Origin of the sequence: Acaricomes phytoseiuli DSM 14247 (assembly GCF_000376245.1) — a bacterium.
GTDB lineage: Bacteria > Actinomycetota > Actinomycetes > Actinomycetales > Micrococcaceae > Renibacterium > Renibacterium phytoseiuli.
Map to the genome: position 1 here is coordinate 23281 of NZ_AQXM01000064.1, position 25308 is coordinate 48588.

At 63.3% G+C, this 25308-nt stretch carries 20 protein-coding genes; 6 read left to right on the top strand and 14 right to left on the bottom strand.

The features are described from left to right. Positions 1 to 12: 12 nt before the first annotated feature. Entirely contained in the window at positions 13 to 486 is a 474-nt protein-coding gene (ybeY, locus tag C501_RS0110785; protein WP_018135638.1) for an rRNA maturation RNase YbeY, read from the bottom strand. After that, positions 483 to 1553: a PhoH family protein gene (locus tag C501_RS0110790; RefSeq protein ID WP_018135639.1), complete on the bottom strand. Its 1071-nt coding sequence runs from the start codon at positions 1551 to 1553 to the stop codon at positions 483 to 485. The genes ybeY and C501_RS0110790 overlap by 4 nt, the downstream gene beginning before the upstream one ends. Before the next feature lie 273 nt (positions 1554 to 1826). Between C501_RS0110790 and C501_RS13670 the strand changes: the two genes are divergently transcribed. Beyond that, the gene (locus tag C501_RS13670; protein ID WP_018135640.1) at positions 1827 to 2051 is read left to right on the top strand and encodes a hypothetical protein; all 225 of its coding nucleotides are present in this window, start codon (positions 1827 to 1829) and stop codon (positions 2049 to 2051) included. Between the two features lie 51 nt (positions 2052 to 2102). Beyond that, the gene (locus tag C501_RS13675) at positions 2103 to 2786 is read left to right on the top strand and encodes a GerMN domain-containing protein (RefSeq protein WP_018135641.1); all 684 of its coding nucleotides are present in this window, start codon (positions 2103 to 2105) and stop codon (positions 2784 to 2786) included. A gap of 53 nt (positions 2787 to 2839) precedes the next feature. Here the strand turns inward: C501_RS13675 and C501_RS0110800 are convergent, their stop codons facing one another. From C501_RS0110800 to hrcA, 3 genes are read right to left on the bottom strand one after another with little or no spacing between them, the layout of a single operon-like run. Next, positions 2840 to 3679 (bottom strand): 16S rRNA (uracil(1498)-N(3))-methyltransferase, encoded by an 840-nt coding sequence (locus C501_RS0110800; protein ID WP_026174845.1) that lies wholly within the window; start codon positions 3677 to 3679, stop codon positions 2840 to 2842. Between the two features lie 20 nt (positions 3680 to 3699). Then, positions 3700 to 4830, bottom strand: coding sequence for a molecular chaperone DnaJ (dnaJ, locus tag C501_RS0110805; protein ID WP_018135643.1), 1131 nt, complete (start codon positions 4828 to 4830; stop codon positions 3700 to 3702). Between the two features lie 52 nt (positions 4831 to 4882). Beyond that, on the bottom strand, positions 4883 to 5896 hold the full coding sequence (gene hrcA, locus C501_RS0110810) for a heat-inducible transcriptional repressor HrcA (protein ID WP_026174846.1): 1014 nt from the start codon (positions 5894 to 5896) through the stop codon (positions 4883 to 4885). A gap of 217 nt (positions 5897 to 6113) precedes the next feature. Here hrcA and C501_RS0110815 point away from each other — a divergent pair, with 217 nt between their 5' ends. Next, complete coding sequence (locus C501_RS0110815; RefSeq protein WP_018135645.1) at positions 6114 to 7022, top strand: DUF3097 domain-containing protein; 909 nt, start codon at positions 6114 to 6116, stop codon at positions 7020 to 7022. 41 nt (positions 7023 to 7063) lie between these two features. Beyond that, positions 7064 to 7501: a DUF4870 domain-containing protein gene (locus C501_RS0110820; RefSeq protein WP_018135646.1), complete on the top strand. Its 438-nt coding sequence runs from the start codon at positions 7064 to 7066 to the stop codon at positions 7499 to 7501. A gap of 1 nt (position 7502) precedes the next feature. Here the strand turns inward: C501_RS0110820 and hemW are convergent, their stop codons facing one another. Together hemW and lepA are read right to left on the bottom strand one after the other, a co-directional pair. After that, positions 7503 to 8732 (bottom strand): radical SAM family heme chaperone HemW, encoded by a 1230-nt coding sequence (gene hemW, locus C501_RS0110825; RefSeq protein WP_018135647.1) that lies wholly within the window; start codon positions 8730 to 8732, stop codon positions 7503 to 7505. Positions 8733 to 8735: 3 nt separating this feature from the next. Further along, entirely contained in the window at positions 8736 to 10604 is a 1869-nt protein-coding gene (gene lepA, locus C501_RS0110830) for a translation elongation factor 4 (RefSeq protein WP_026174848.1), read from the bottom strand. Between the two features lie 318 nt (positions 10605 to 10922). Between lepA and rpsT the strand changes: the two genes are divergently transcribed. Beyond that, positions 10923 to 11189, top strand: coding sequence for a 30S ribosomal protein S20 (gene rpsT / locus C501_RS0110835; protein WP_018135649.1), 267 nt, complete (start codon positions 10923 to 10925; stop codon positions 11187 to 11189). A gap of 498 nt (positions 11190 to 11687) precedes the next feature. Here the strand turns inward: rpsT and holA are convergent, their stop codons facing one another. The 5 genes from holA to leuS all read right to left on the bottom strand — a co-directional run bounded on the left by holA (position 11688) and on the right by leuS (position 18915). Further along, positions 11688 to 12725: a DNA polymerase III subunit delta gene (gene holA / locus C501_RS0110845; protein ID WP_018135651.1), complete on the bottom strand. Its 1038-nt coding sequence runs from the start codon at positions 12723 to 12725 to the stop codon at positions 11688 to 11690. A gap of 48 nt (positions 12726 to 12773) precedes the next feature. After that, the gene (locus tag C501_RS13680) at positions 12774 to 14396 is read right to left on the bottom strand and encodes a ComEC/Rec2 family competence protein (protein ID WP_156807747.1); all 1623 of its coding nucleotides are present in this window, start codon (positions 14394 to 14396) and stop codon (positions 12774 to 12776) included. Between the two features lie 89 nt (positions 14397 to 14485). Then, entirely contained in the window at positions 14486 to 15376 is an 891-nt protein-coding gene (locus tag C501_RS13300; RefSeq protein ID WP_083906622.1) for a ComEA family DNA-binding protein, read from the bottom strand. Between the two features lie 69 nt (positions 15377 to 15445). Further along, entirely contained in the window at positions 15446 to 16426 is a 981-nt protein-coding gene (locus C501_RS0110860) for a DegV family protein (protein WP_018135654.1), read from the bottom strand. After that, on the bottom strand, positions 16423 to 18915 hold the full coding sequence (gene leuS / locus C501_RS0110865) for a leucine--tRNA ligase (protein ID WP_425393278.1): 2493 nt from the start codon (positions 18913 to 18915) through the stop codon (positions 16423 to 16425). Before leuS ends, C501_RS0110860 begins: the two co-directional genes overlap by 4 nt. Positions 18916 to 19294: 379 nt before the next feature. Here leuS and C501_RS0110870 point away from each other — a divergent pair, with 379 nt between their 5' ends. Continuing rightward, positions 19295 to 22816, top strand: coding sequence for a bifunctional proline dehydrogenase/L-glutamate gamma-semialdehyde dehydrogenase (locus C501_RS0110870; protein WP_018135656.1), 3522 nt, complete (start codon positions 19295 to 19297; stop codon positions 22814 to 22816). 82 nt (positions 22817 to 22898) lie between these two features. On the opposite strand, the gene glpK is transcribed toward C501_RS0110870, so the two are convergent. Both glpK and C501_RS0110880 read right to left on the bottom strand, forming a co-directional pair. After that, complete coding sequence (gene glpK, locus C501_RS0110875) at positions 22899 to 24422, bottom strand: glycerol kinase GlpK (RefSeq protein ID WP_018135657.1); 1524 nt, start codon at positions 24420 to 24422, stop codon at positions 22899 to 22901. A 65-nt stretch (positions 24423 to 24487) separates the two neighbouring features. Further along, complete coding sequence (locus C501_RS0110880) at positions 24488 to 25240, bottom strand: MIP/aquaporin family protein (protein WP_026174849.1); 753 nt, start codon at positions 25238 to 25240, stop codon at positions 24488 to 24490. Positions 25241 to 25308 lie beyond the last annotated feature (68 nt).

The window sequence follows — 25308 nt, forward strand, 5'->3', positions numbered from 1 at the left end:
TGCAATCAGTCCTTAGCTCACGGTCTCGGCTGGTGCCGGGCGCCCCAGGAAGTCGCTGAGCAGCCGCCGCTGCAAAGCGAACATCTCATCCCGTTCGGCTTCAGTCTCATGGTCGTACCCGAGCAGATGCAACAGGCCATGCGTCGTCAGCAGCAGGATCTCATCATCCGTGGTGTGCCCCCCCGCAGCTGCCTGGCGCTGCGCTACTTGGGGGCAGATCACGATATCGCCGAGCAGGCCCTGCGGCGCGGGGCTCGTCGCGGTACCCGGCCGCAGCTCGTCCATCGGAATCGAGATCACATCAGTGGCCCCGGGCTCATCGAGCTGTTCCAGATGTAGCCGCTCCATGGCCTCTTCGTCGACGAGCAGCACAGAGAGCTCTGTCTGCGGATGCAGTGAAAGCGCATCGAAAATATAGCGGGACAGCCGGACGATGGCCTCGGAATCAGCCTCGATACCGGATTCGTTGGCGACCTCGATGCTCATCTGTCCTCCTGATCACGTGCTGTGCCCTGGCCACTGCGCCCGGACACCCCGGTTTTCTCATCCCAGACGGTATAGGCGGAGACGATCTCGCTGACGAGCCGGTGGCGGACGACATCGGAAGACCCCAGATGGGACAAAGCGATGTCTTCCACCCCACCCAGGATCTCCTCGACAACGCGCAACCCGGAACGGACCCCACGGGGCAGGTCCACCTGGGTCACATCACCGGTCACCACCATTTTGGCACCGAAGCCGAGCCGAGTGAGGAACATCTTCATCTGCTCGGCGGTCGTGTTCTGAGCCTCATCCAGGATGATGAAAGCATCGTTGAGGGTGCGTCCACGCATATAAGCGAGCGGGGCGACCTCGATCGTCCCGGAGGCCATGAACCGGGGAATGAGCTCCGGGTCAATCATGTCGTGTAAAGCGTCGTAAAGCGGACGAAGATAAGGATCGATCTTGTCGTTGAGGGTTCCCGGCAGGAAGCCAAGGCGCTCCCCTGCCTCCACCGCAGGGCGGGTCAAGATGATGCGGCTGACTTCTTTCTGCTGCAGAGCCTGGACCGCCTTGGCCACCGCCAGATAGGTTTTGCCGGTGCCCGCGGGGCCGATGCCGAAGACGATGGTCTGGTGATCGATCGCATCCACATAGCTCTTCTGGTTGGCCGTCTTCGGCCGGATCGAACGGCCCCGGCTGGTGACGATGTTATGCGACAGCACTCCCACAGGGTCCTCCGGTGCCTGCGCTCGGAGCATGGAGACCAACTGCTCCACCAGCTGCGGGGTGATCACGCTGCCCTGGCGCGCTAGAGCCTGGATCTCGGCGAAAAGGCGCATGATCCGGGGAACTTCGCTCCGGGGCCCGGAAACCGAGAGCTCGTTCCCCCGGACGTGGAAATCGATGCCCTGGAAGTGCTTCTCGATGGCGCGCAGGGCTTGATCGTGGCTGCCCAAGGAGGCGACCATCTGCTCGGGTGAATCGAAGTTGATCGACTCGGTCCTGCGATCATCAATGGTGTACCGCACTCCGGCTTCAGGATCGTTGTGCGAAGAAGGCAAATCAGTCATAGTCCAGACCGCGGAGGGTCTTCAGCTCGCTTCCGGTTAATGGGGAGACCGTACAACATCTATCTTAGGCTGCGTCGGCCCGGCTCAGCACAGACAAGGGCAGTTCTGCTCCGCGGTTACGCTTTCCGCTGGAAACCCGAGAAGAAATTACAGAGGTCTCAAGATGGTATCGATCCTGTCTCGATCCGGGAACATCGGGTAAATCGGCCCTGCGGGTGTTCCAAGCTGTCACAAGTGCCTTGGCCGGCTGATCCGGGATAGGGCTGCGCCCTGTTGTCGAGCCGGAAGGAGCCGGACATCGCTTTCTCCCGACGCGCCTATCACTCAGTGCTGCGCTGCGCCATCGTCACCGGCGTGCTCTTCGGCGTTGCCGCATGCAGCGGGCCAGGCCTGGAATCCAGGCCTACTGCTCCTCCGCTCAGTGTGAGCAACACTGCGCCGAGCACTGGGGCCGTCGCGGAACAGTCAGATCGGGCGCAATCACTGATGCCGGTCTAGTGGATCGGTCCGGAGGACAACCGGCTGGCCCTCTACCGGGAGTACATCCCCTTGGACCCGGGCAACGACCCCATCAATTCGGCGCTGAATTACATGATGACCTCAGCCCCTTTCGATAAGAGCTACAGCACCCCTTGGTCGAAGCCTTCGAAATTGGCGGCATCGATCTCTGCCCAGGGAGGCATCACCGTCGATGTCTCCGCGGATGCTTTCAGCCGCAGCACGGATCGCAGCACCGCCGAGCTGGCGTTGCAGCAGCTCGTCTACACCGCCACGGCCGCAGCGGTGAACGCCTCCCTGCTCGAGTCGGCTCAAGAGACCCCCGTGACGATCCTCGTCGACGGGCACAGCGGGTACGAAGCCTTCGACAAGATCAAGCTGGACAGTCCGCTGACCAGGGTCCCTGAAGCGCAGGCCGCACTCTGGCTCACTGACCCGCAGCAGAGCTCGGTGTACAAGGACGCACCGGTGATTGTCAACGGCAGAGTAAGGCCGGGCACGCCTGCGCCCTCCTGGACGGTGCGGAAGAAGAACAGTAAGGAGGGCAACCAAGACCAGCAGGACGTCGTTGCCGAGGGCACCGCGGATTTGGTCCAGAGCACCGATTTCGCAACATTCTCCGCCCTGCTGGACTTAGCCCCGGGTGAGTATGCAGTAGAAGCCTACTGGGTCGATCCTAACGATCCGGGACGCCAACAGGGTCTGCAGAAGAAGAGCTTCACCATCGAATCCTGAGTTCCACTGCTGAAACCCGAGCAAATAGCTCCCGGCAGCGCCGGTGCTTCAGCTTAGACATCCCAGCGGCCGAGCAGCTGGGCGAAGATCGCCAGAGCCGCCGGCCCCGCGGTCGAAGAGCGCAGAACCTGAGGCCCCAGACGCACCAGTTCCGTTGAGTCTCCGGTGCGGAAACCCGTGACCTCGCGCTCGCTCATTCCCCCTTCGGGGCCAACCACGACACAGAGCTGAATCTCCGGCGCACTAGCAGCGCCGAGGCCGCTGCGACTCAGGAAAAGCGGGATGCTCTGCTCCGCCTCCTCATGAAGCACCGCCGTCAGGGCCTGGGCGGTCTGTCCTGCCGGCTGCTGCAGAGAAGCGAGCAGCGCGGAAGTATCCAGCAATGGCCTCAGTCCCGGAACCCGGGGCCGCCTGGACTGTTTGGCCGCGGAGGTCAGCACATGCCGCCATTTAGCCATGGCCTTCTCCTGGCGCTCCGGTTTCCAACGCACGATAGAACGATCCGCCTGCCAGGGAATGATGCAATCGACCCCGAGTTCCGTAGCGGCTTCGATAGCGGCTTCGTCCCGGCCGTCCTTCGCCAGGGCCTGAATCAGGGTGAGTCGAGGGCTGGGCTCAGGCTCTTGGCTCAGCCCATCCACACGGACGCGCAGCGATGCTCGCGGATCCTCAGCCTGGGGGCTGAGCACCGTGCCGTGCATAACCAGGCCTGCTCCGTCCGAGAGCATGACCTGCTCGCCCGGTCCAATTCTGCGCACTATCGCAGCGTGGTGGCCCTCCGAACCGGTCAACAGATATTCCCGGCTCCGCGATGCTGCAGATACGGGGCCGGAGCCTTCCAGGGCAAGGCCCACTGCGGCAAGATCCTCGGCGTAGAACAATGGCAGTGTCATGAGCGGCTGGCTCCGTCCGCTCAGAGCTGGCCGAATTTATCGCGGAGTTTCGCGAAGACGCCGCTCGAGGAGACCAGCCTTCCCGCCGCGTAGTTCTCGCCGCGCAGCTCGGCCAGACGCTGCAGCAGTTCCTCTTGGGCCGGATCCACTTTCGTGGGTGTCTCCACCACCAGTTTCACCTTGAGGTCGCCCCGGCCGTTCCCGCGCAGCCGGTTCACACCGAGATCTCGGAGCACTACGGTCTCTCCGGATTGCGTGCCGGGGCGGACTTCCACCGACTGGGTGCCGTCGAAAGTCTCGATCTCCACATCGGTTCCGAGCGCAGCAGCCGTCATCGGGACCGTCAGCGTGGCGTGGAGGTCATCACCTTCCCTGCTAAAGAGCGCATCCCGGTTGACCCGGATCTCTATATAGAGATCCCCGTTGGAACCGCCGGCGGGCCCTGCCTCGCCCTGACCGGAGAGCTGAATCCGAGTGCCGGTATCAACCCCTGCGGGAACTTTGATCGTCAGGCTCTTCCGGGAGCGGACTCTGCCTTCACCGAGGCACTCGTTGCAGGGATCCGGGATCACCGTTCCGTGACCTTCGCAGCCGGGGCACGCTGTGACGGTCATCATCTGACCCAGCAGTGAGCGCACTGGGCGCTGCACCTGGCCGCGGCCATGGCAGATATCGCAGGTGCGGGGCGTGGTGCCTTCCCGGCAGCACGACCCCTGGCAGACACCGCAGATGACTGCCGTTTCCACTTCGATCTTCTTGTTGATGCCGAAAACGGCCTCGCGCAGCTCGATTCGCAAGGAGAGCAGGGCGTCCTGCCCCCGCCGAGTCCGCGGAATCGGACCTTGGCCGCCGGTTTGACCGCCGAAGAAATTCTCGAAGATGTCCTGGAAGGCGAAGCCCGCACCGCCGAAACCACCGGATCCGAAACCATTCTCCATGCCGTTGGCGTTACCGGTGGCATCGTAGACCCGGCGCTTCTGCGGATCGGAGAGCACCTCATAAGCGTGGCTCACCTTTTTGAACTCTTCCGCGCCATCGGTGCCCTGATAAACATCGGGGTGGTACTTCCGGGCCAGTTTGCGATAAGCCTTCTTGATCTCTTCCCCGGTCGCATCTCTGGAGACGCCTAGGGTCTCATAATGATTGCTCACGGCGTTTCAGTTCGCTTTCTGTTGCAGGTCCATCGAATCGTTCTCCTTCAGCTCATCCGGTGAGGATGCGCGAAAGGTAACCGGCCACCGCACGCACCGCAGCCATGCTTCCGGGGTAATCCATCCGCAAGGGCCCGATCACCCCGAGTTTCGCAGAGGCGTCCCGATCATAGTTCGTAGCGACCACGGACGCTTCGGCGAAGGAATCCAGAGCGTTCTCGCGCCCGATGCTCACCGCCATACCCCGAGAATCTTGCGCTATCTCAGAAAGTAAACGCAACATCACGACTTGTTCTTCCAGGGCGTCCAGAACCGGGCCGGCGCTGAGCGGGAAATCCTCGGTGGAACGAGCCAGATTGGCCATACCAGCCACCACGACTCGGTCATCCCGGGCCGCGCTCGAAAGCCCCGCAAGGCTCTGGGCCAGAGCGGCGGCAGCGGGTTTGAGGCAGTCCGAAGCGTTTGCGACCACGGTGTTGATGACGGGTTCTAGCTCAGTGACCGGCAGGTCAGCAAGCGCTTCCAAGAAGCTGCTGCGCAACGAGCTCAGTTCATCCGCGGATAGCTGCTGGCCGAGATCAGTAACCCCTTGCTCTACTTTGCCGTTATCCAGAATCAGCACGATCAGCGCTTTATGAGGCGAGACCTGGACGAATTCTGCATGGCGAAGCGAACCGGTGGTGGAGCTCGGGTACTGGACCAGGGCTACTTGCCCGGTGAGCTGAGCCAGAACCCGTACGGTGCGCGCCAAGGTGTCTTCGAGGTCTCCGGTTCCGGCAAGCAGGCGCTGAATGGCCCGGCGTTCAGCGAGTGAAAGCGGTTTGACCTCGGTGATCCGATCCACGAAAGTCCGGTAGCCCTTGTCGGTGGGAATCCTGCCCGCAGAAGTGTGCGGAGCTGCGATCAGCCCCTCTTCCTCGAGGAGCGCCATATCATTGCGGATGGTCGCGCTGGAGACGCCCAGCTGATGCCGCTCCACCAGGGCTTTGGATCCCACCGGTTCACGGGAATAGACGTAGTCCTCGACGATGGCACGCAGCACATCGAGACGTCGCTGTTCACTCATCGTGACGACTCCGCCTCCTTTCCGCATGCTGGTCGATCAGGCCTGTGAGACTCGCAGGCTCTGAAGACTGCGCAGGCCTGCGGGCAGCCAAGAGCGATTAGCACTCACTGGACCCAAGTGCTAAGTCTAGTACTTTCTGCAACACTGCGAATCACCCCCTTGGGCTGGCTGGCGTGTCAGCAGCATAAAGCGGTACGTGGTCCGGCACACTGGATCGGTGAGCAATCCCCCGAATCATTCAGCCAGCACCGCTTCGCCTTGGGGGCCTCAGGATCTGAGGGCATTACGGCAGCAGCGCCAGAAGCCGCGAACCGCCCAGCTGTCCGCATCTGCCGGCATCGTGGTCGAGGAAGTGCAGAGCGGCTGGGTCGGCGCGGTGCTGCGCACCGAGCGGTCCGGCGGCATGCATATCGTGGTCCTGGAAGATCGGCTTGGCAAGGTCCGTTCATTTCCGCTGGGCTTCGGCTTTCTCTTCGAAGGCGAGCCTGTCGAGCTCGTAGCAGCCGCGTCTACCACTCCTTCTACTTCTGCTACCTCTGCAGGCTCAGCGCAGCGCACCGCATCCGGCTCGGTCAAGGTCCACGGGCAACGCGCCAGAGTAGCCAAAGCGAGCCGGATCTGGGTTGAGGGAAAGCACGACGCAGAACTCGTGGAGAAAGTCTGGGGCGATGATCTGCGCATCGAGGGAATCGTAGTCGAACCATTGGGAGGCATCGACGATCTTCCGGCGGTGGTCACCGAGTTCGGCCCCGGCCCGGAGCGGCGCCTGGCCATCCTGGTGGATCACCTGGTGCCAGGCAGCAAAGAGAACCGGATAGCTCAGGAGACGATGCGTCTGCCGGGGTCCGTCGGGAACGTGCTGATCGTCGGTCACCCGTATGTGGATGTCTGGCAAGCGATTAGGCCACAAGTTCTCGGAATCCCGTCCTGGCCCGAGATCCCTCGCTCCATGCCCTGGAAAATCGGGATCATGCAAGCCTTCGGTTGGCCTCATGCCGGCCCCGCCGATCTTGCCCAGGGCTGGCAACGACTCCTCAGTTCAGTACAGAGCTACGCCGATCTAGAACCCAGCTTGCTGGGCCGTGTCGAGGAAATGATTGATTTCCTGACTGCTGGAGTATCCTAAATTCTTAGAGAGTTAAATGAGAAGCATTCAGAATCCGGAGGATGGCAACGGTGAATGGAACCGAACGGGATAGCAGGGAAAAGACCCGGCGCCCCGCACGCCAGACGCCGTATTTCGAACCGGCCGCAGCCAATGCTCTGCCGCTCACCGCAACAGAGGATAAGCAGTACGCTTTCCTCGCTCATTGCGGCGGGATCCTCGGGTTTATCCCAGCGCTGGTAATTCACCTGATCTTCAAGGACCGGGGCCCGTTCACCGCTCAGGAATCCAAAGAAGCGCTCAACTTCACGCTGCCGCTGACGATTCTCGCGATCATCGCCAATATCCTGGCCTGGGTCTTCCCCAGCATCGGCGGGGTCTTCGCTTTGGTCTCGGTGCTGATCTGGGGATACCTGACGGTTTCCGCGCTCATCGCCGCGATTCATGTCAATAACGGCAATCCGTACCGCTACCCCCTGAATCTCCGGATCATCCGCTGAATCACTGATCCAGCAGTTCCCGCACTACAGCATCCGCGAGGAGCCTGCCCTGAAGCGTCAGCACTAGCCGCCTCTGGAAAACCGCTTTCGGTTCAATGAGTTCCCTGGCGATCAATCCGGGTATCCGGCTACGGCTCTGTGTGGAAAGGGAGCTGATGGCCAGGCCCCCAGCCAGCCGGACGCCGAGCATCACCTGTTCTAGCTGGCGGGTTGCATCGCTGAGGTTCTCACGCCCCGCCGCGGGCGATAGCTGCTCCGCTAAGCGCTGGGCATAGGCTCGAGGATGCTTGACGTTCCACCAGCGCACCCCGCCGATATGAGAGTGCGCGCCCGGTCCGATCCCCCACCAGTCGTCGCCGCGCCAGTAGGCGAGATTGTGCTGACAGGCGTCGTCCGGGGTATTAGCCCAGTTGCTGACTTCGTACCAGGATAAGCCCGCTGCACTGAGCACCTCCTCCGCCATAAGGTATTTATCCGCATGGTCGTCATCGTCGATATCAGCGATCTCACCGCGCCGAACCTGCGCAGCCAGGCGCGTGCCCGCTTCGACGATCAAAGCGTACGCGGAAAGATGATCCGGCTGGCACTCGATCGCTGCGTCCAAAGAGCGCCGCCACTGATCCATGCTCTCTCCGGGCGTACCGTAGATGAGATCCAAGGAGATCCGGAGACCCGCATCCCGGGCCCAGCGCACTGCTTCCGGAACCCGCTCCGGGGCATGGGTTCGATCTAACACGCGAAGCACTTCGGGAACCGCCGACTGCATGCCGAAGGAGACCCTGGTAACCCCGCCGCGCGCCAGCTCCGCCAGAGACTCCGGGGTCACCGAATCCGGGTTCGCCTCGACCGTGATCTCAGCCCCGGGCGCGAGACCCCACTGCGTTTCGGCCTGCTGCAGCAAAGCGATGAGATCTGCCGCGGGCAGCAGAGTTGGCGTGCCGCCGCCGAAGAAGACCGAAGTGACAGCGCGCTCCGGTAATCCTGCCCGAGCGAGCACGGCTGCCGCCAGGTCCAGTTCCTTGCTGGCAGTGCCCGCGTACTCCCGTTGCGAAGCACCGCCACCGAGTTCCGAGGCGGTATAGGTATTGAAATCGCAGTATCCGCAACGCACCGAGCAGAACGGAATATGCACATAAAGACCGAAGTGACGCTGCTGAGCTCCGTCCTGGACGCTCTCCGGAAGGGAGCCGTCAGCCGGAGGCACCTCGCCATCGGGGAGAGCGCTGGGCATATTTTACTTCTTCGCCTTGTCCTTGGCGTCTTTCGGCGATGCGGAGTCCGAGGATAGCGCAGCGATAAAGGCCTCTTGCGGCACCTCCACCCTGCCGACCATCTTCATGCGTTTCTTGCCCTCTTTCTGCTTCTCCAGCAGTTTCCGCTTACGCGTGATATCGCCGCCGTAGCATTTGGCCAGCACGTCCTTGCGGATGGCCCGGATATTCTCACGCGCGATAATCCGGGAGCCGATGGCTGCCTGGATAGGCACCTCGAACTGCTGACGCGGAATGAGCTCACGGAGCTTAGCGGTCATCATCACTCCGTAGGCGTAGGCCTTATCCCGGTGCGTGATGGCGCTGAACGCATCCACGGTCTCTCCTTGGAGCAGGATGTCGACCTTGACCAGATCGGCGGACTGCTCGCCATCGGCCTTCCAGTCCAGAGAAGCGTACCCGCGGGTCTTGGATTTGAGGGAGTCGAAGAAATCGAAGACGATCTCTGCCAATGGCAGCCAGTACCGCAGTTCCACCCGGTCTTCGGAAAGATAATCCATTCCGCGCAGCTGACCGCGCCGGGACTGGCACAGCTCCATGATCGCACCGACGAATTCACTGGGCGAGATGATGGTCGCGGACACCATGGGCTCCCGGACCTCGGCAATCTTTCCGGCCGGGAATTCGCTCGGGTTGGTCACCGTCACGTTCTTCTTATCTTCCAGGGTGACCTCATAGACCACATTCGGCGCGGTGGAGATCAGGTCCAGGCCGAATTCCCGCTCCAGCCTCTCCCGAACGATCTCCAAATGCAGCAGACCCAGGAAACCCACTCGGAAGCCGAAGCCCAGCGCTGCGGAAGTCTCCGGTTCGTAGACCAGGGCGGCGTCGTTGAGCTTGAGTTTATCCAGCGCCTCACGCAGAGCCGGATAGTCGGAGCCGTCGATCGGGTACAGGCCAGAGAACACCATGGGCTTCGGGTCTTGGTAACCGCCGATCTGCTCCTGCGCCGGTTTAACGGCATTGGTCACGGTATCGCCGACTTTGGACTGCCGAACATCCTTCACGCCGGTAATCAGGTATCCCACCTCACCAACACTGAGGCCCGCGGAAGGCGTCGGTTCCGGTGAGCTAACACCGATCTCCAGGAGTTCGTGGCTGACTCCCGTGGACATCATTTGAATCCGCTCCCGCGGGCTCAGCTTGCCATCGACCACCCGCACGTAGGTGACGACCCCTCGATAGGTGTCATAGACCGAGTCGAAGATCATCGCCCGCGCGGGAGCTTCGGCATCGCCGGTCGGGGCGGGGAAGGTCTCGACGATCCGGTTCAGTAGAGCCTCTACGCCCTGGCCGGTTTTACCGGAGACCTGGAGCACCTCCTCCGGCTCCACACCGATCAGGCCCGCGATTTCGGCCGCGTACTTCTCCGGTTGAGCCGCCGGTAGGTCGATCTTATTGAGCACCGGGATGATAGTGAGGTCGTTCTCGATGGCCAGGTAGAGATTAGCCAGGGTCTGGGCCTCGATGCCCTGGGCCGCGTCGACCAGCAGGATCGCACCTTCGCAAGCAGCCAGTGATCGGGAGACTTCGTAGGTGAAATCGACGTGCCCGGGCGTGTCGATCATATTGAGGCAGTAATTGACGCCGTCGACCTCCCAGGGCAGGCGGACCGCCTGAGACTTGATGGTGATGCCGCGCTCCCGCTCGATGTCCATCCGATCCAGGTACTGGGCTTTCATATCCCGCTGCTCGACCACCCCGGTCAGCTGCAGCATCCGGTCCGCAAGCGTGGACTTGCCGTGGTCGATGTGCGCGATAATGCAGAAATTACGGATGATCGCCGGATCGGTCGCGGCGGGCACCGGCGCGGTGCGGGCCATAGGAGACACTAGTTAAGATTCCTCATCGTGCTGCGGTTTTCCATCTATTCTCCCATGACTTTCTTTCCTCTGTTGCCGGTTTTTTGATACCTTCCGCGACTTCTGATGGGTTTCGAACGGCATCAGAAGTCACGGAAGGTATCAAAAACGCACTGAACAGCTTCTACGAACGCTCGTAAGATCTGCTAAACTTTTCCTTTGTGTGATCGCGCGGGTTGGCGAGCACCGTGGAGGTTCTTCGGCGTTCACCGCATCGAGTCCCCACTCTGCAACGGAGTGCCTCCAACGCCCTCTAGACCCATTTCCTTAGACAAGAGAGTTCTTTACGTGGCTAATATCAAGTCCCAGAAGAAGCGCATTCTCACCAATGAGAAGCGCCGGCAGCGCAACGTCGCCGTCAAATCCGAGCTGCGCACGGCAGTACGCGCCGTCAACGAGGCGGTTGCCTCCAGTGACCAGGAAGCAGCCTCCACGGCCCTGGCGACTGCCAGCCGGAAACTGGACAAAGCAGTCAGCAAAGGCGTAATCCACGCTAACCAGGCTGCTAACCGCAAATCTGCTATCGCCAAGAAGGTCAACGGCCTGAAGGGCTGATCAGCGGACCGCAGAGCTACATCTGAAGCGGCGGGGTATCACAGGTTCTGTGATATCTCGCCGCTTCTTTCGTTAAGCACTTTTCCAATGATGGCTACTAATGATGTTGCTTGCGGGCTTTGCCTCCGGAGATAGTTGTTCTATGAACCAGAACCGTGACGCTGAAGTGGTTCTGGCGGAACTGCTGAAAACGCTCAGCGAAGAACCCAGCTCCACGATCATCGTGCGGAGGCCTGGGTAGAAAGCCCGCAAAGCGTATGCATTGTCTACGACGACAATCGATACGATCTGGGAACGCTCGGGACGCGGATCACTTTTCCACCTCATGCTCGGGACAACGACCCAAGCTCAACGGGAGAAGACGTGGCGATGAGTCTGATCGAGCCGCTCGGCGGGGCACCGGCCGACTATATGCGCCCTGGGCCCCAAGGGGTGACTTGGTTATGGCTCAGGGGCGCAGATTTTCCCGCTTTGCCCCAGCGACCCGCTGCCCCATGATCAGTCGTGAGCGGCCAGTGCGATGACCGTGACGGCGCGCTCCACCGCGTAGACCGGGTCCCGGCCGGTGCCTTTGACCTGCGCATCAGCATCGGCGAGGGCTCGCAACGCCCTCGCCAGGCCGCTTTCGCTCCAGCGATCCGCCTCGCGGCGCGCCTGATCAACCTGCCAAGGGGCCATACCCAGTTCTTTGGCGAGAGAAGCCGCTGAGCCACGGGCGCCATGCACTTTCGCGACGGAACGGACTTTCATGGCCAGGGCTGCGACCATCGGCACCGGATCGACCCCGGTGGCCAGGGAATGCCGGAGCAGGGAGAGCGCCGCGGGAGCATTGCCCGCGATCGCGGCATCAGCAACCCGGAAGGCGGTTACTTCGACGCGGCCGCCATAATACTTCTCCACGGATTCCCGCGAAACGGTTCCTTCGACATCGGCCATGAGCTGATGGCAGGCCGTGGCCAGCTCGCTGATCTGCGCGCCCACCGCAGTGACGAGCTCACGGACCGCGTCCGGCTCGATCCGGCGGGAGAAAGCGGCGAACTCGGCTTTGACGAACTCTACTTTCTCAGACTCTTTCTTGATGGGCTGGCATTCGACGACCGGAGCTCCGGAAGCTTTGATCGCGTCGAGCAGCTTCTTGCCCCGGACCCCGCCGCTATGGTGCAGTACCAGCACGCAGTCCGGCGCGGGCGTTTCAAGATAGGCCAGAGCCTCCTCCAGGAAGGCATCGTTCATCGTGGCCACTGCGCTGATCTCGATGAGCTTGGCTTCGCCGAAAAGCGACGGGCTACTGAGCCTCGACAACTCTCCAGACGGATACGTCGAAGCATCCAGACGACTCAGTTCAAGATCCGGATGTGCCTGTCGCTGCGACTGCCGGAAGGCGTCCATCGCGCGCAAGGCCAAGTATTCTTCGGAACCCTGGATCAGGATCACCGGTGCTTCAGGAATCTGCTGCCAGGAAACCACGCGAGCGGCGGTTTTCGAGGCGGCGCGCTTCCCGGATTCGGAAGCTGCGGATCTGCTGGCGGGAGACACGCTCTTAGCCAATCATGAAGCACCGACAAACCGAAACCCACGACACCTTCACCACGGCAAGCCAGAGAATATCCGGACGGAACCCCGGGCCAGAACGTAACCGGCCCATCCGGCGAGGGCCGCGCTTCCGGTCACCAGAAGTGGCAGCAGCATCGTACCCGCGCGAGTTCGGCCGAAGCATGCCCGCCAGCGCGTCCCGGTTTCTCTCATCCTGCTCCGGGACGGCCCAAAAGCCGCGAAGCCGATCATGATGATTCCGCTGAGAAGCAGCATCAAGAAGAACCCCGCGCTGCCCTCGGCCCACGGCAGGGCCGCTCCTGGCAGTACCGCGGTGATCTTGGCGATCTGCGCCACCCAGCTCGCGCCCAGACCGGCTAACCATAATGCCGCAGTGGTGAGCGGCGTCAGCAACGATGAGCTGAGCACCGCGATCATTCCCAGAGCGGTCACAGGAGGAACCGCAGCTGCCGCGAGCAGATTCGCCGGGACGGCGTAGAGGGTCAGCCGAGGCTGGAGCAGTACGAGCAGCGGAGCGCAGAAGAGCTGGGCTGCCAGCGGCGCCGTGACCGCCAAGGCGAGCCAGTCTGGTAAGCAGCGGCGTAATCCTTCGTAGAGCGGGCGGCCCAACGCCAGCAGCCCTGCCGTGGCCGCCACAGACAGGAGGAAGCCGAAATCGACCGAGAGCCACGGATCACTCAGCAGCATACCGATCACGGCAAGGCATAAGAGCGGGCCGGCCCTGGCACGGCGTCCGCCAAGAACCGCTAGGAGCCCCAGCGCGGCCATCACCGCTGCACGGATCACGCTGGGGTCCGGGCCGACAAGCGCCACGAATCCGGCCAGGCTCACTCCCCCGATCAGGATTCCCAGTCGCCGGGGCAGGCGCAGCCATCTCGCCACCGCGAGCACCCCGACCAAGAGCATCAGGCAATTGCTTCCGCTCACGGCGGTCAGATGCGTCAACCCAGCTACTTTCATGGCTTCATCGAGCTCCTCGCTCTGGGCGGAGCGGTCTCCCAGCACCATGCCGTTCAACAGCGCAGCGGCCTCCGGCCACTCCCGCCAGAGTTCGCTGGTTCTCTGCGTGAATTCCCGGCGCAGCTGAGGCAGGACGGCAGAGTCTCGCCTGGTGATTTCCTGCGGCGGGCCGCGCGGGACGAATGCTGCGGCAGTAGTTCGGGGCGATGGATGTTGCAGCAGGTTCCCTGGCACCAGAAAGCGATCCCCCGGGTTCAGCTCCCGCCAGGCAGCAGCCTCGGATGCCCGGACGGCTACGGGGAGCGAAATCGCGGCAGGGCTCCCGAAGCCCGGCACTGCCGCACCGGGCCAGCGCGCCATGAGCAGGGTCGCCCGGAACTCTGTGCCTTCACCCGCTGCGCTGCTGGAAGGGCCCGTGCTGAGGGGAATGGTATCCACGCGGAGTTCAGCCTGGAAAGTCTCGCGCTCAGTCATCGCCTGCTGCCAGTCATCCGGTATGCGCTGCCAGCCGATAGCAGAAAGCACCAGCACGATGGCTGCCAGCAATAGCACGAAAAGGAGCTGTACCGCTAGGGTGTTCCACCGCGTGCGGCTTCTCGACTGAAACCCCGCGAAGCAGAAGACGCCCACGCTGATACCGATCAGCAGCAACGCCAGGAAGAGCGATGCACCGGCTTCGATGCGAACCGCCACTGAGGAAGCCGTGAAAGCCGATATCGCCGCTGGGAATAGCCTGGCGTCAACAGGCTGAGGGCCGGCTGGGCCGGCTGGGCCGGCTGCGGTCACCAGCTGACCAGCGGGGTCAGCGTTTCCAGGAGCTTAGGCCCTATGCCACTAACGGCCTCGAGCTGCTGAGCAGAGGTGAACCGGCCGAAACGCTCGCGCCAGTCGACAATGCGCTGGGACAGCGCGGGGCCGATTCCCGGCAGAGCCGTGAGCTGCTCCGCCGTTGCGGTATTCACGTTGACTTTTCCGGTGTCGCCGGCGGTTTTCAACCCTTTGTCCCCGGAAGCCTGGGCTCCGGATGACCCAGAACTCACCGTAGCTTGCGCGCCCTGGTCGGCAGCCTCCTCCGCGGTGAGGACAAGCAGCTGCTCGCCGTCCTGTACCGGGGCGGCGAGATTCAGCAGCTCTGGTGCGGCTCCTGGCAAAACCCCTCCCGCCGCATCAAGCGCCTGGTAAACCCGGCTGCCGGCCGATACCGTCACGATTCCAGGGCGCTGGACCGCGCCGGCAACATGCACGATCAGTGGTTGCACCGCCGCTTCGCTGCTCACCGAACCATCACTGCCCTGCTCACCTGGCTGGTTATTTATTTGATCATCAGACGTCGGCTGGCCGGCGGAGAGACTCACCTGAGCCACCAGCCGCTCCTGAGTGCCTGCTCCGGCATCCCGACCCTGAAGCAGCCAGAGCGCAGTGCCGGCACCGAGCAGGATCAGCGTCGCCGTGAGCATGACGGAAAGACGTACTCGCCACCGGAAGGGGCCGACGTCCTGCGGCTGCCGGATGGCCGAGTCGGCATCCAAGTGGGGATCCTGAGACTCTGTGGTCTCTGTGCTGAGTTCCGGGAAGAGCTCCGCTACCCGCCGCCCTGTGGGCAGGGGTGAGTTGGTTAGGACGCGACGTCCAGGACGTCTCCTCTTCACGGTTAGCAGCGGGAGCGGGCTCATGCCGGCAGCTTAGGCAGGCGGCTCTGGAGTCCAGGCACCCCGGAGGGCAAATGTGAGGTAAACCCGTGCTCAGAGCGCCTGTGCAGGAGTTGCCACCACTCCGGCCAGTACACCCATACCGGCATGAGCAGCGAGCACCGCAGGCAGCTGTATCAGCAGTGTCTCGGTCGCGGCCGGCACTCTGGCCCGCATCCGCTCCAGCAGCTGCTGCGCCTGCTCCGGGTTACCGAAGTACTGGATCCCGAGGATCTGCTCCTCGGAATTCCTGGCGAAGCTCTCCCCGATCAGCTCCTCGAGTTTGGCTTCGGCGCGGGCCGATGAACGCACTCTTTCCAAGGGAACTACCTTGCCCTCGGCGATGCCGAGGATCGGTTTGATGGCCAGCATCGTGCCGAGCCAGGAGGCCGCTGCACCGATTCTGCCGCCCCGGCGCAACTGCTCCAGAGAGGGCACGGAGAAGAACATCTCGCTGCTGTCCCAGACCGACCGAGCGGCCAGCAGCACTTGCTCGGCGCTGCCCTGCTGCCGCGCGGCAGCGACTGCTGCGCGCACTCCCAGTCCCAGCGCCAGGGCCACCGTCCGGGAGTCGACGACATCGATCCTAATGTCGGGGAACCGGCTGGCGGCGAGCCGGGCGGCCTCCACGGTTCCGGACAGTTCCGCGGACAGATGCAGGGAGACGATGTTCCGGTAGCCGAGTGCGATCAAGTCCTGGTAGGTCTTCTCGAATTGCCCTGGTGAAGGCCGGGAAGTCGATACCGGCCAGCCCGCGGCCAGGGCTACGCTCAGCAGTCCGGACAGCTCCGGATCGCCTTCCTGGTAGACCTCGCCGGAGACGATCACGGGCATCGGCACGATGCTGAGCCGCCCTTCCACAAGGTCATCACCGGGCTGTTGCAGCGGGAAGGCAGCAGCCGAATCCGTGACCACGGCGACCGCCGGAGGCGCGGCGGGCGAGGCTCCAGCAGGCTCAGCCGCAACCGCTGCAGAACCGCGCCGCCGCCAGAACGGCAGCGGCTTCGCCGGATGCTGACCAGCTGGCACGATCACACCAGGACTATATTGACCAGTTTAGGAGCGCGGACGATTACGGTGCGGATCTCTTGACCTTCCAGGAATCGCTGCACTTGCGCGGAGCCGAGGGCTGCGCTGCGCAGCTCCTCCTCTGAAATATCTGGGGCGACCTCCAGCCGATCCCGGACCTTGCCCTGAACCTGGACCACCGCGGTCACCGTGCTCTGCACCAGAAGGGCTTCATCCACCACCGGCCAGTGCGCTCTGGCGACGAAACCCTGATGACCGAGTGTCGCCCACATATCCTCGGCGGTGTACGGGGCGAAGAGACTCAGCAGGATCGCCACCGCCTCCGCTGCCTCGCGCACCGCGGGATCAGCCGCACCGGGGCCGCTATCGATGGCTTTCCGGGCGGCGTTGACGAGCTCCATGGCTTTGGCGACGACCACATTGAACTTATGCGCCTCCAGGAGCTCCGCGGCCTCGGCAATCGTCCGGTGCGTCACCGAACGCAGCGAGCGATCACCCGCACCGGGCTCGGCACCGTAGGGACTGCTGACGTCCTGAGCCAGGCGCCAGGCCCTCGCCAGGAACTTCACCGCGGCAGCCGGAGAGACATCCGCCCAATCCACATCGTCCTCCGGCGGGGAGGCGAAAACCATGGTGAGCCGTACCGCATCGACGCCGAAGCGCTCGATCTGCTCCCCCAGGTCCACCCCGTTGCCCAGCGATTTGCTCATCGCCTTGCCCCCGTTGAGGACCTGGCCCTGATTGAGCAGCGCCCGGAACGGCTCGGTGGCCTCGAGTAAACCCATATCGTGCAGGACTTTGGTGATAAACCGGCTGTAGAGCAGATGCAGAATAGCGTGCTCCACACCCCCCACGTACTGATCCACCGGCATCCAGCGATTGGCCTGCTCCGGGTCGAAGGCGGCTTCAGCGTCGTCCGGGGAGGTGTACCGCAGGAAATACCAGGAAGAGTCCACGAAGGTGTCCATCGTGTCCGTGTCCCGTTCCGCCGGGCCCCCGCAGGCAGGGCAGGGAACTTCCACCCAGTCCCGCAATGCGGCCAGTGGAGAAGTGCCCTGCGGCGCGAGCTGCTCCCCTTTGACGCCTTCCGGCAGCCGGACCGGCAGCTGCTCGTCCGGAACCGGCACCTCCCCGCAGTCCGGGCAGTGCACGATCGGAATCGGAGCACCCCAGAAGCGCTGCCGGCTAACCAGCCAGTCCCGCAGCCGGTAATTCGTGGTGGAGCCGCCGACGCCCTGGTCCGCGAGCAGCTCGATGGCGGCGCGCTTGGCTTCTTCCGTGCTCAGTCCGTCGAGCGGGCCGGAGCCGATGAGCACACCGTCGCCCGAGGCGGCCTGGCCGCTCTGCGCGGGATCAGCTACTCTTCCCCCGGCTTCCCCGGCCTGCTGGGATTCTTGAGTTCCCTGAGCCTCGATGACAAGGCGGACCGGCAGGTCGAAGATCCTGGCGAAATCGAGATCCCGCTGGTCATGCGCGGGGACCGCCATCACCACTCCGGTGCCGTAGTCCGCCAGAACATAGTCGGCCGCCCAGATCGGCAGCCGCTCCCCGGTCAGCGGGTTGATCGCATAGCGCCCCAGGAAAACCCCGGTCTTCTGCCGTTCGGTGGATTGCCGTTCGATCTCCGTCAGCTGCTTGACCTGCTCTTGATAAGCGCGGAGCTCTCCTTCGAGTTCCGGGGTCACCAGCTCTTCGGCCAGGGCAGTGTCCGGGGCGACGACGAAGAACGTCACCCCGTAGAGCGTATCCGGACGCGTGGAGAAGACCGTGACGCGCCGTGGGGCCCCGGTTTCGGAGTCGCTGAACCCGTCGATATCAAAGTCGATGCTCGCACCCTGGGAACGGCCGATCCAGTTCCGCTGCATAGCCAGGACCCGCTCCGGCCAGTGCCCTTTGAGCTGTGCCATATCGTCCAGCAGCCGGTCCGCGTAGTCGGTGACCCGGAAATACCACTGGTTCAGGTTCTTCTTGGTGACCGGGGTGCCGCAGCGCTCGCAGGCACCGTTAACCACCTGCTCATTAGCCAGCACTGTCTGGTCCTTGGGGCACCAGTTGACCGGAGAGTTCTTCCGGTACGCCAGGCCTCTTTCGAAGAGCCGCAGGAAGAGCCATTGCGTCCAACGGTAGTATTCCGGATCCGAGGTGTGCAGCCGCCGGTCCCAGTCGACGCTGATCGCGTACTTCTTGAACGATGCCGCCTGAGTCTCGATATTGGCGTAGGTCCACTCGGCGGGGTGCGCATTGCGCTTGATCGCCGCGTTCTCTGCGGGCAGGCCGAAGGAATCCCAGCCGATCGGATGCAGGACGTCGAAGCCCCTGAGCCGCCGGTACCGGGCGACGACATCGCCGATCGCGAAGGCCTCGGCGTGACCCATATGCAGATCCCCGGAGGGGTAAGGGAACATATCGCAGACGTAGTAGCGCTCTCGGGAGCCGTCATCGAGCGGAGCGAAGAGCTTGGCCTCTTCCCACAGCGGGAGCCAGTGGGCCTCTATCGCGGACGGATCGTAACTGCGCTGTGTTTCAGTGTTGCGCTGTGTTTCAGTGTTGTGCTGGGCTTCAGTTCCCTGCTGACTCACGTCGTGTGTTCCTCATATCTTCATGTCTTTATCTTGCAGTGCTGACTGTCAGACACAGCCCCGTCACTATCAGCCCTAATACTACTAACGACCAATAATGACCACTAATAACCACTAACGCGCCTTGTTCGCGCGCATGCGCGCGAAGGGTCTAATCTAGAGGGGCGTAGGGCAGGCATGGTCTCAGTCCAGCTGCCCTGCTCATGCCGAGGAGGAGTGCTCCCACGGCAATCAGGCCATCCCGCACTGTGATCACTTCTGCGGCCTTGGCCGAGTAAGTAGAAGGTCGACATCAATGACTTCTTCGCCAACTTCTCTAGATTCATCTGCTACTGCTCTGGGCGACGCCGCTACCGTCCTCGTTCAGCGGTGGATCGATGCCAGTAGCAAGAATCATAAGAGCCAGCAGGGCAATCAGAATCCAGGCCTGCGATCCACTAAATCCGCGGCCCTCCTCGCCGAGGTGTTGAAAGACCAGAACGGCCTGGATTTCACCCTCGGCTTCGTAGACCGCGTGGTCCGGCCGGAGGATCAGCGCGTCGCCGCCCGCAGCCTAGCTCGGTTGGCCCAGCAGACCCCGGAGTTCCTGCCCTGGTACATGAAAGCCGCGGTTCGCCTTGGCGGCACCCTCGCCCCCGTGCTTCCAACGGTAGTTGTGCCGATCGCCAAAGCCGTCTTGCGCCGCATGGTGGCGCATCTAATCGTCGACGCCCGGCCCAGGCAGCTGGGCGCTGCCATCGCCAAACTGCGCCGGGAGGGCACCCGGCTCAATATCAATCTGCTCGGCGAAGCCGTGCTGGGCGATAAGGAAGCCGATGCCCGCCTGGCCGGCACCCGGCAGCTCTTGCAGCGCCCCGATGTCGACTATGTCTCGATCAAGGTTTCCTCGGTGGTTTCGCAGCTGAATATGTGGGCCTTCGATGAATCGGTGCAGCGGATCACCAAGCGTCTTCTGCCGCTTTATCTGGAAGCCGCTCAGGCCACTGCCGCGGGAACGCCCAAGTTCATTAACCTGGATATGGAAGAGTACCGGGATCTGGATCTCACCGTCGCGGTCTTCAAGGAGATCCTGGCTCATCCGGAGCTAAAGTCTTTCGAGGCGGGCATCGTGTTGCAGGCGTACCTGCCGGATGCGCTCGCAGCTCTGCAGGATCTCACCCGCTGGTCCCAGGAACGGCAGGCTGCCGGAGGCACTGGCATCAAAGTCCGGCTGGTCAAAGGTGCGAACCTGGCGATGGAACAGGTCGATGCGGATATCCACGGCTGGGCACTGGCCACGGTGGCGTCTAAGCAGGCTGCCGACACCAACTACAAGCTGTGCCTGGACTGGGCTCTGCAGCCGGCGAACGCCGCCGCGGTGAGGCTGGGCGTGGCCGGGCACAACCTTTTCGATATCGCCTATGCGCATCTGCTCGCCGAAGCCCGTGGCGTCACTGATCGGGTTGAATTCGAAATGCTGCTGGGCATGGCCGAAGATCAGACCGAAGCTGTCCGGCAGGACGTCGGCTCGCTGCTGCTCTACACACCGGTGGTCAAGCCTCAACAATTCGATGTGGCGATCAGCTATCTGATCCGCAGACTCGAGGAGAACGCCAGCTCGGAGAACTTCATGTCGGCCGTTTTCGAGCTCGGCACCGACCAGAGGCTGTTCGAACGAGAGAAGCAACGCTTCCTGGCCTCGCTGGCGAAGATGGACCCTAACGGCCCGGTACCGCAGCCGAATCGGCAGCAGGATCTCGCCCGGGCTCCTGAGTCGAGGCCGGGCGAATTCGTCAGCGCCACGGATTCGGACCCGGCGCTGCCGCTGGTGCGGGCTTGGGGGCGCGAGGTTCTGGCCAAGGTTCCAGGATCCCGCCTGGGCAAAGACACCCTGGCCGACTCCGCCTATCAGAGCAGCGAAGAAGTAGAGGAACTGATCACCCGAACCGCGCACGTGCAGCCCGGCTGGGCTGAGCTCGGAGGCTCCGGCAGGGCCGCGGTGCTGCGACTGGCCGCGCAGGAGCTATCGGCTCGCCGCGGTGAGCTCATCGAAGTCTCTGCCAGTGAAACCGGTAAAGTCCTGGCCGAAGCCGATGTCGAGATCAGCGAAGCCGTCGATTTCGCGAATTACTATGCGCTGAGCGCGGAGCGGCTGGAACAGGTGTCTGGAGCCCGGTTCGTCCCGTCGAAGCTCACGGTGGTGACTCCGCCCTGGAACTTCCCGATCGCGATCACGGCCGGGTCCATCCTGGCGCCGCTCGCGGCCGGCAGTGCGGTGATCATCAAACCGGCACCGCAGGCACGGCGCTGCGCCGCTATTGTGGTCAAAGCCATCTGGGCTGCCCTGGACGCTTCCGGCGTCTGCCGGGATGTGCTGATCCTGGCCGATGTCGAGGAAGGGCCGATCGGGCAGCACCTGATCTCGCACCAGAACGTAGACCGGGTGATCCTCACCGGTGCCTACGAGACCGCCGAGCTCTTCCGTTCCTGGCGCGATGACCTGCCGCTGCTCGCGGAGACCAGTGGTAAGAACGCGATCATCGTCACCCCCAGCGCGGATCCGGATCTGGCCGCCAAGGACGTCGTGAAATCTGCTTTCGGCCATGCTGGCCAGAAGTGCTCGGCGGCCTCCCTGGTCATCCTGGTCGGCTCGATGGCCGAATCCGAACGCTTCCGGAACCAGCTGATCGATGCCGCGAGCTCCCTGAAGGTCGGGCTCCCGGAGCACCCCGAAACCGAAATGGGGCCGATCATCGAGCCCGCCGCGGGGAAGCTCGCCAGCGCTCTGACCACGCTGGGCGAAGGCGAGTCCTGGCTGGTGAAACCCAGGAAACTGGATGATTCCGGGCGCCTCTACTCCCCCGGTGTGCGCACTGGAGTCCGGCCCGGCAGCTACTATCACCTCACCGAGTTCTTCGGCCCGGTGCTGGGGATCATGACGGCTCGCAACCTCGAAGAGGCCATCGAACTCCAGAACGCTTCGGCTTATGGTCTGACCGCTGGCCTGCACACCATGGATCCGGCGGAGCTGACGCTCTGGCTGGATCGGGCTCAGGCGGGGAATCTCTACGTGAACCGCGGTATCACCGGGGCTATCGTGCAGCGCCAGCCCTTCGGCGGTTGGAAGCGATCCTCGGTGGGCGCCGGGGCCAAAGCCGGCGGCCCGAACTATCTCGTGCATCTGGGCGACTGGGCTCCGCAGGAACTACCCGCCGACCGCGCGCAGGTTCCTTTACGGCCTGCAGTCGAACAGGCCTTCACCGCGGTCAAGGACAGCCTCGAGACCGCCGAAGCGCAATCTCTGCGCCGCGCCCTGGGCGATGATGCCGTGCAGTGGGCCGCTGAGTTCGGCGTGGCCAAGGATGTCTCCGGCCTGAGCGCGGAGCGCAATGTCTTCCGCTACCTGCCCGTGCCGGTGGAGATCCGAGGCGGCTCGGCAGCCGCGCCCGCGCAGGTGCTGCGCATCGCCGCGGCCGGGTATCTGGCCGGGAGCCCGGTCAGCGTCTCCCTGGCCGCAGCGCCCACCCAGCAGCTGCGCAACGGACTGATCCAGCTCGGCGCGGAGCTCAAGACGGAGGAGACCGCGGCCTGGGCTCAGCGGGTCGCCCAACGCGGTGCTATCAGAGTTCGGCTCATCGGAGACGCTGAGGCGCAGGAGCACCGTGCACTGCTGAAGGCCTCCGACGGCAGCCCTGAGCTGGCGGTCTACACTGGCGACGTCACTGAAGCCGGGCGCGTGGAACTGCTCCCGTTCCTGCACGAGCAGGCGGTGAGCATCACGGCGCATCGCTTCGGCAACCCCGATAACATCTCCGATACCGTACTGCCCACGGCATAGGCACGAAGAAAACAGCAGCCGGCCCGGGGAATTCCCCGGGCCGGCTGCTGTCTAAGAGCTTGCTTCAGAACCGTCTCAGCGGTCAGCGCACGTCCTCATCGACCCAGTCCATGGACTTGGCCACTGCTTTCTTCCAGAGCCGCAGCTGACGATCCCGCTCGGCTTCCTCCAGCTGCGGCTCCCAGCGCTTGTCCTCCGCCCAGTTGGCGGAGAGCTCGCCGAGGCCCTGCCAGAAGCCCACGGCCAAACCCGCGGCATAGGCGGCGCCGAGCGCTGTGGTCTCGGTGACCCGGGGGCGGATCACCGGAACGCCGAGGATATCCGCCTGGAACTGCATGAGTTCGTCGTTGGCGACCATACCGCCGTCGACCTTCAGCTCGGTCAGGGGAACCCCGGAATCCGCATTCACAGCGTCCAGGACTTCGCGAGTCTGGAAGGCCGTGGCCTCCAGCGCTGCCCGGGCGATGTGGTTCTTATTGACGTAGCGGGTCATCCCGACGATGGCGCCACGAGCGTCAGAGCGCCAGTAAGGGGCGAAGAGTCCCGAGAACGCCGGGACGATGTAGACCCCGCCGTTGTCCTCGACGGATGCGGCGAGTTTCTCCACCTCCGGGGCGCTGGAGATCATGCCCAGATTGTCCCGCAGCCACTGGATGAGCGAGCCAGCCACCGCGATGGAGCCTTCGAGCGCGTAGTGGGTGGGCTGGTCGCCGATCTTGTACCCGACGGTTGTCAGCAGACCGTTCTTGGAGCGGACGATCTCCTCCCCCGTGTTGAAGATCAGGAAGCAGCCGGTGCCGTAGGTGTTCTTGGCCTCACCGCTGTCGAAAGCGGCCTGGCCGAAGGTGGCCGCCTGCTGATCGCCCAGGATCCCGGCCACCGGGACCTCGCGCAGCAGCTGCGAAGTGTGCACCGTGCCGTAGACCTCGGAAGAGGATTTGATCTCCGGAAGCATCGAGGCGGGCACCCCGAAGGCCTCCAGGATGTCCTGATCCCAACTGAGCGTCTCCAGGTTCATGAACAGGGTGCGCGAGGCGTTCGTGACATCGGTGATGTGCACGCCGCCGTCGGTTCCGCCGGTCAGATTCCAGGTCACCCAGCTATCGGTCGTGCCGAAGAGCAAATCTCCCGCCTCAGCTTTCTGCCGGGCTCCTTCGACGTTATCCAGGATCCACTTGATCTTGGTTCCGGAGAAGTAAGTCGCCAGTGGCAGGCCCACGATGTCTTTGAACCGCTCGAGCCCGGCATCGCCGCCCTGGGCCGCGAGTTCATCGACGATGTCCTGAGTGCGGGTATCCTGCCAGACGATCGCGTTGTACACCGGCTCACCCGTGGTCTTATCCCAGACCACCGCGGTTTCCCGCTGATTGGTAATACCCACGGCTTCGATATCGTGCCGGGTGAGGTTGGCCTTCGACAGCGCGGTGCCGATCACTTCCCGGACATTCCCCCAGATCTCTACCGGATCGTGCTCGACCCATCCGGCTTTGGGGAAGATCTGCCTGTGCTCTTTCTGGCCGGTGGAGACGATATCGCCCGCGTGATCGAAGACGATGGCCCGGCTGCTCGTGGTGCCCTGGTCGATGGCAATAACATATTTCGGCATACTGAGCTCCTTCGTGATGCCTGCTGTAGTCGCTGTTATCTGGAGTGGAAGGGATCAGCCGCGGGTCACTGGACCCAGAGCGAGACCGCCGGCGCCAGGAGCGCGGCGATGGTTCCGCCGAGCATCGGGCCGACGATGGGAACCCATGAGTAGGACCAATCGCTGGAACCCTTGCCTTTGATCGGCAGGATGGCGTGCGCGATCCGCGGGCCGAGATCACGGGCCGGGTTGATGGCGTAGCCCGTGGGGCCACCGAGCGAGGCGCCGATACCGACAACGAGCAGGGCGACGGCGAGCGGGCCGAGCGCGGTGGGCGTTCCGGCGAAGAGCAGCACCACGAAGACCAGCACGAAAGTGGCGATCACCTCGGAGACCAGGTTCCAGCCGTAGTTGCGGATCGCCGGGCCGGTCGCGAAGACACCGAGTTTCGCCCCGGCCGCCGGCTCGGCGTCGAAGTGCTGCTTATAGGCCAGCCAGCACAGGATCGCACCGACGATGGCGCCGAGCAGTTGCGCGCTAATGTAGAGCGCGATGGTGCCGCCGTTGATGGCTACCCCGGGGATGAATTCCTGCTCGCCGGAGAGCAGCTTGTTGATCGCCACACCGACGGTCACGGCCGGATTCAGATGCGCACCGGACTTGAACGCGACGTAGACACCCGCGAAGACGCCGAGACCCCAGCCGAAGTTGACCATCAGGGTGCCGCCGCTGAAGCCCTTCGTACCTTTGAGCGCAACGTTGGCCACAACACCGGTACCCAGGAGAATCAGAATGGCTGTGCCAAAAAATTCGGAGAGGAAGATCTCCAGTAGATTCATCGTCATCGACCCTTCAAATGTAAATAAAAGGAAAAGAAGCCCGTCAGGGAGGCTGGTCCGCCGGCGAC

Excerpts from the sequence above, each read along its gene's own strand:
- ybeY (WP_018135638.1), bottom strand. The coding sequence starts at position 486 with ATGAGCATCGAGGTCGCCAACGAATCCGGTATCGAGGCTGATTCCGAG.
- C501_RS0110790 (WP_018135639.1), bottom strand. The coding sequence starts at position 1,553 with ATGACTGATTTGCCTTCTTCGCACAACGATCCTGAAGCCGGAGTGCGG.
- C501_RS0110800 (WP_026174845.1), bottom strand. The coding sequence starts at position 3,679 with ATGACACTGCCATTGTTCTACGCCGAGGATCTTGCCGCAGTGGGCCTT.
- hrcA (WP_026174846.1), bottom strand. The coding sequence starts at position 5,896 with ATGAGTGAACAGCGACGTCTCGATGTGCTGCGTGCCATCGTCGAGGAC.
- C501_RS0110820 (WP_018135646.1), top strand. The coding sequence starts at position 7,064 with ATGGCAACGGTGAATGGAACCGAACGGGATAGCAGGGAAAAGACCCGG.
- hemW (WP_018135647.1), bottom strand. The coding sequence starts at position 8,732 with ATGCCCAGCGCTCTCCCCGATGGCGAGGTGCCTCCGGCTGACGGCTCC.
- C501_RS13300 (WP_083906622.1), bottom strand. The coding sequence starts at position 15,376 with ATGAGCCCGCTCCCGCTGCTAACCGTGAAGAGGAGACGTCCTGGACGT.
- C501_RS0110870 (WP_018135656.1), top strand. The coding sequence starts at position 19,295 with ATGACTTCTTCGCCAACTTCTCTAGATTCATCTGCTACTGCTCTGGGC.
- glpK (WP_018135657.1), bottom strand. The coding sequence starts at position 24,422 with ATGCCGAAATATGTTATTGCCATCGACCAGGGCACCACGAGCAGCCGG.
- C501_RS0110880 (WP_026174849.1), bottom strand. The coding sequence starts at position 25,240 with ATGAATCTACTGGAGATCTTCCTCTCCGAATTTTTTGGCACAGCCATT.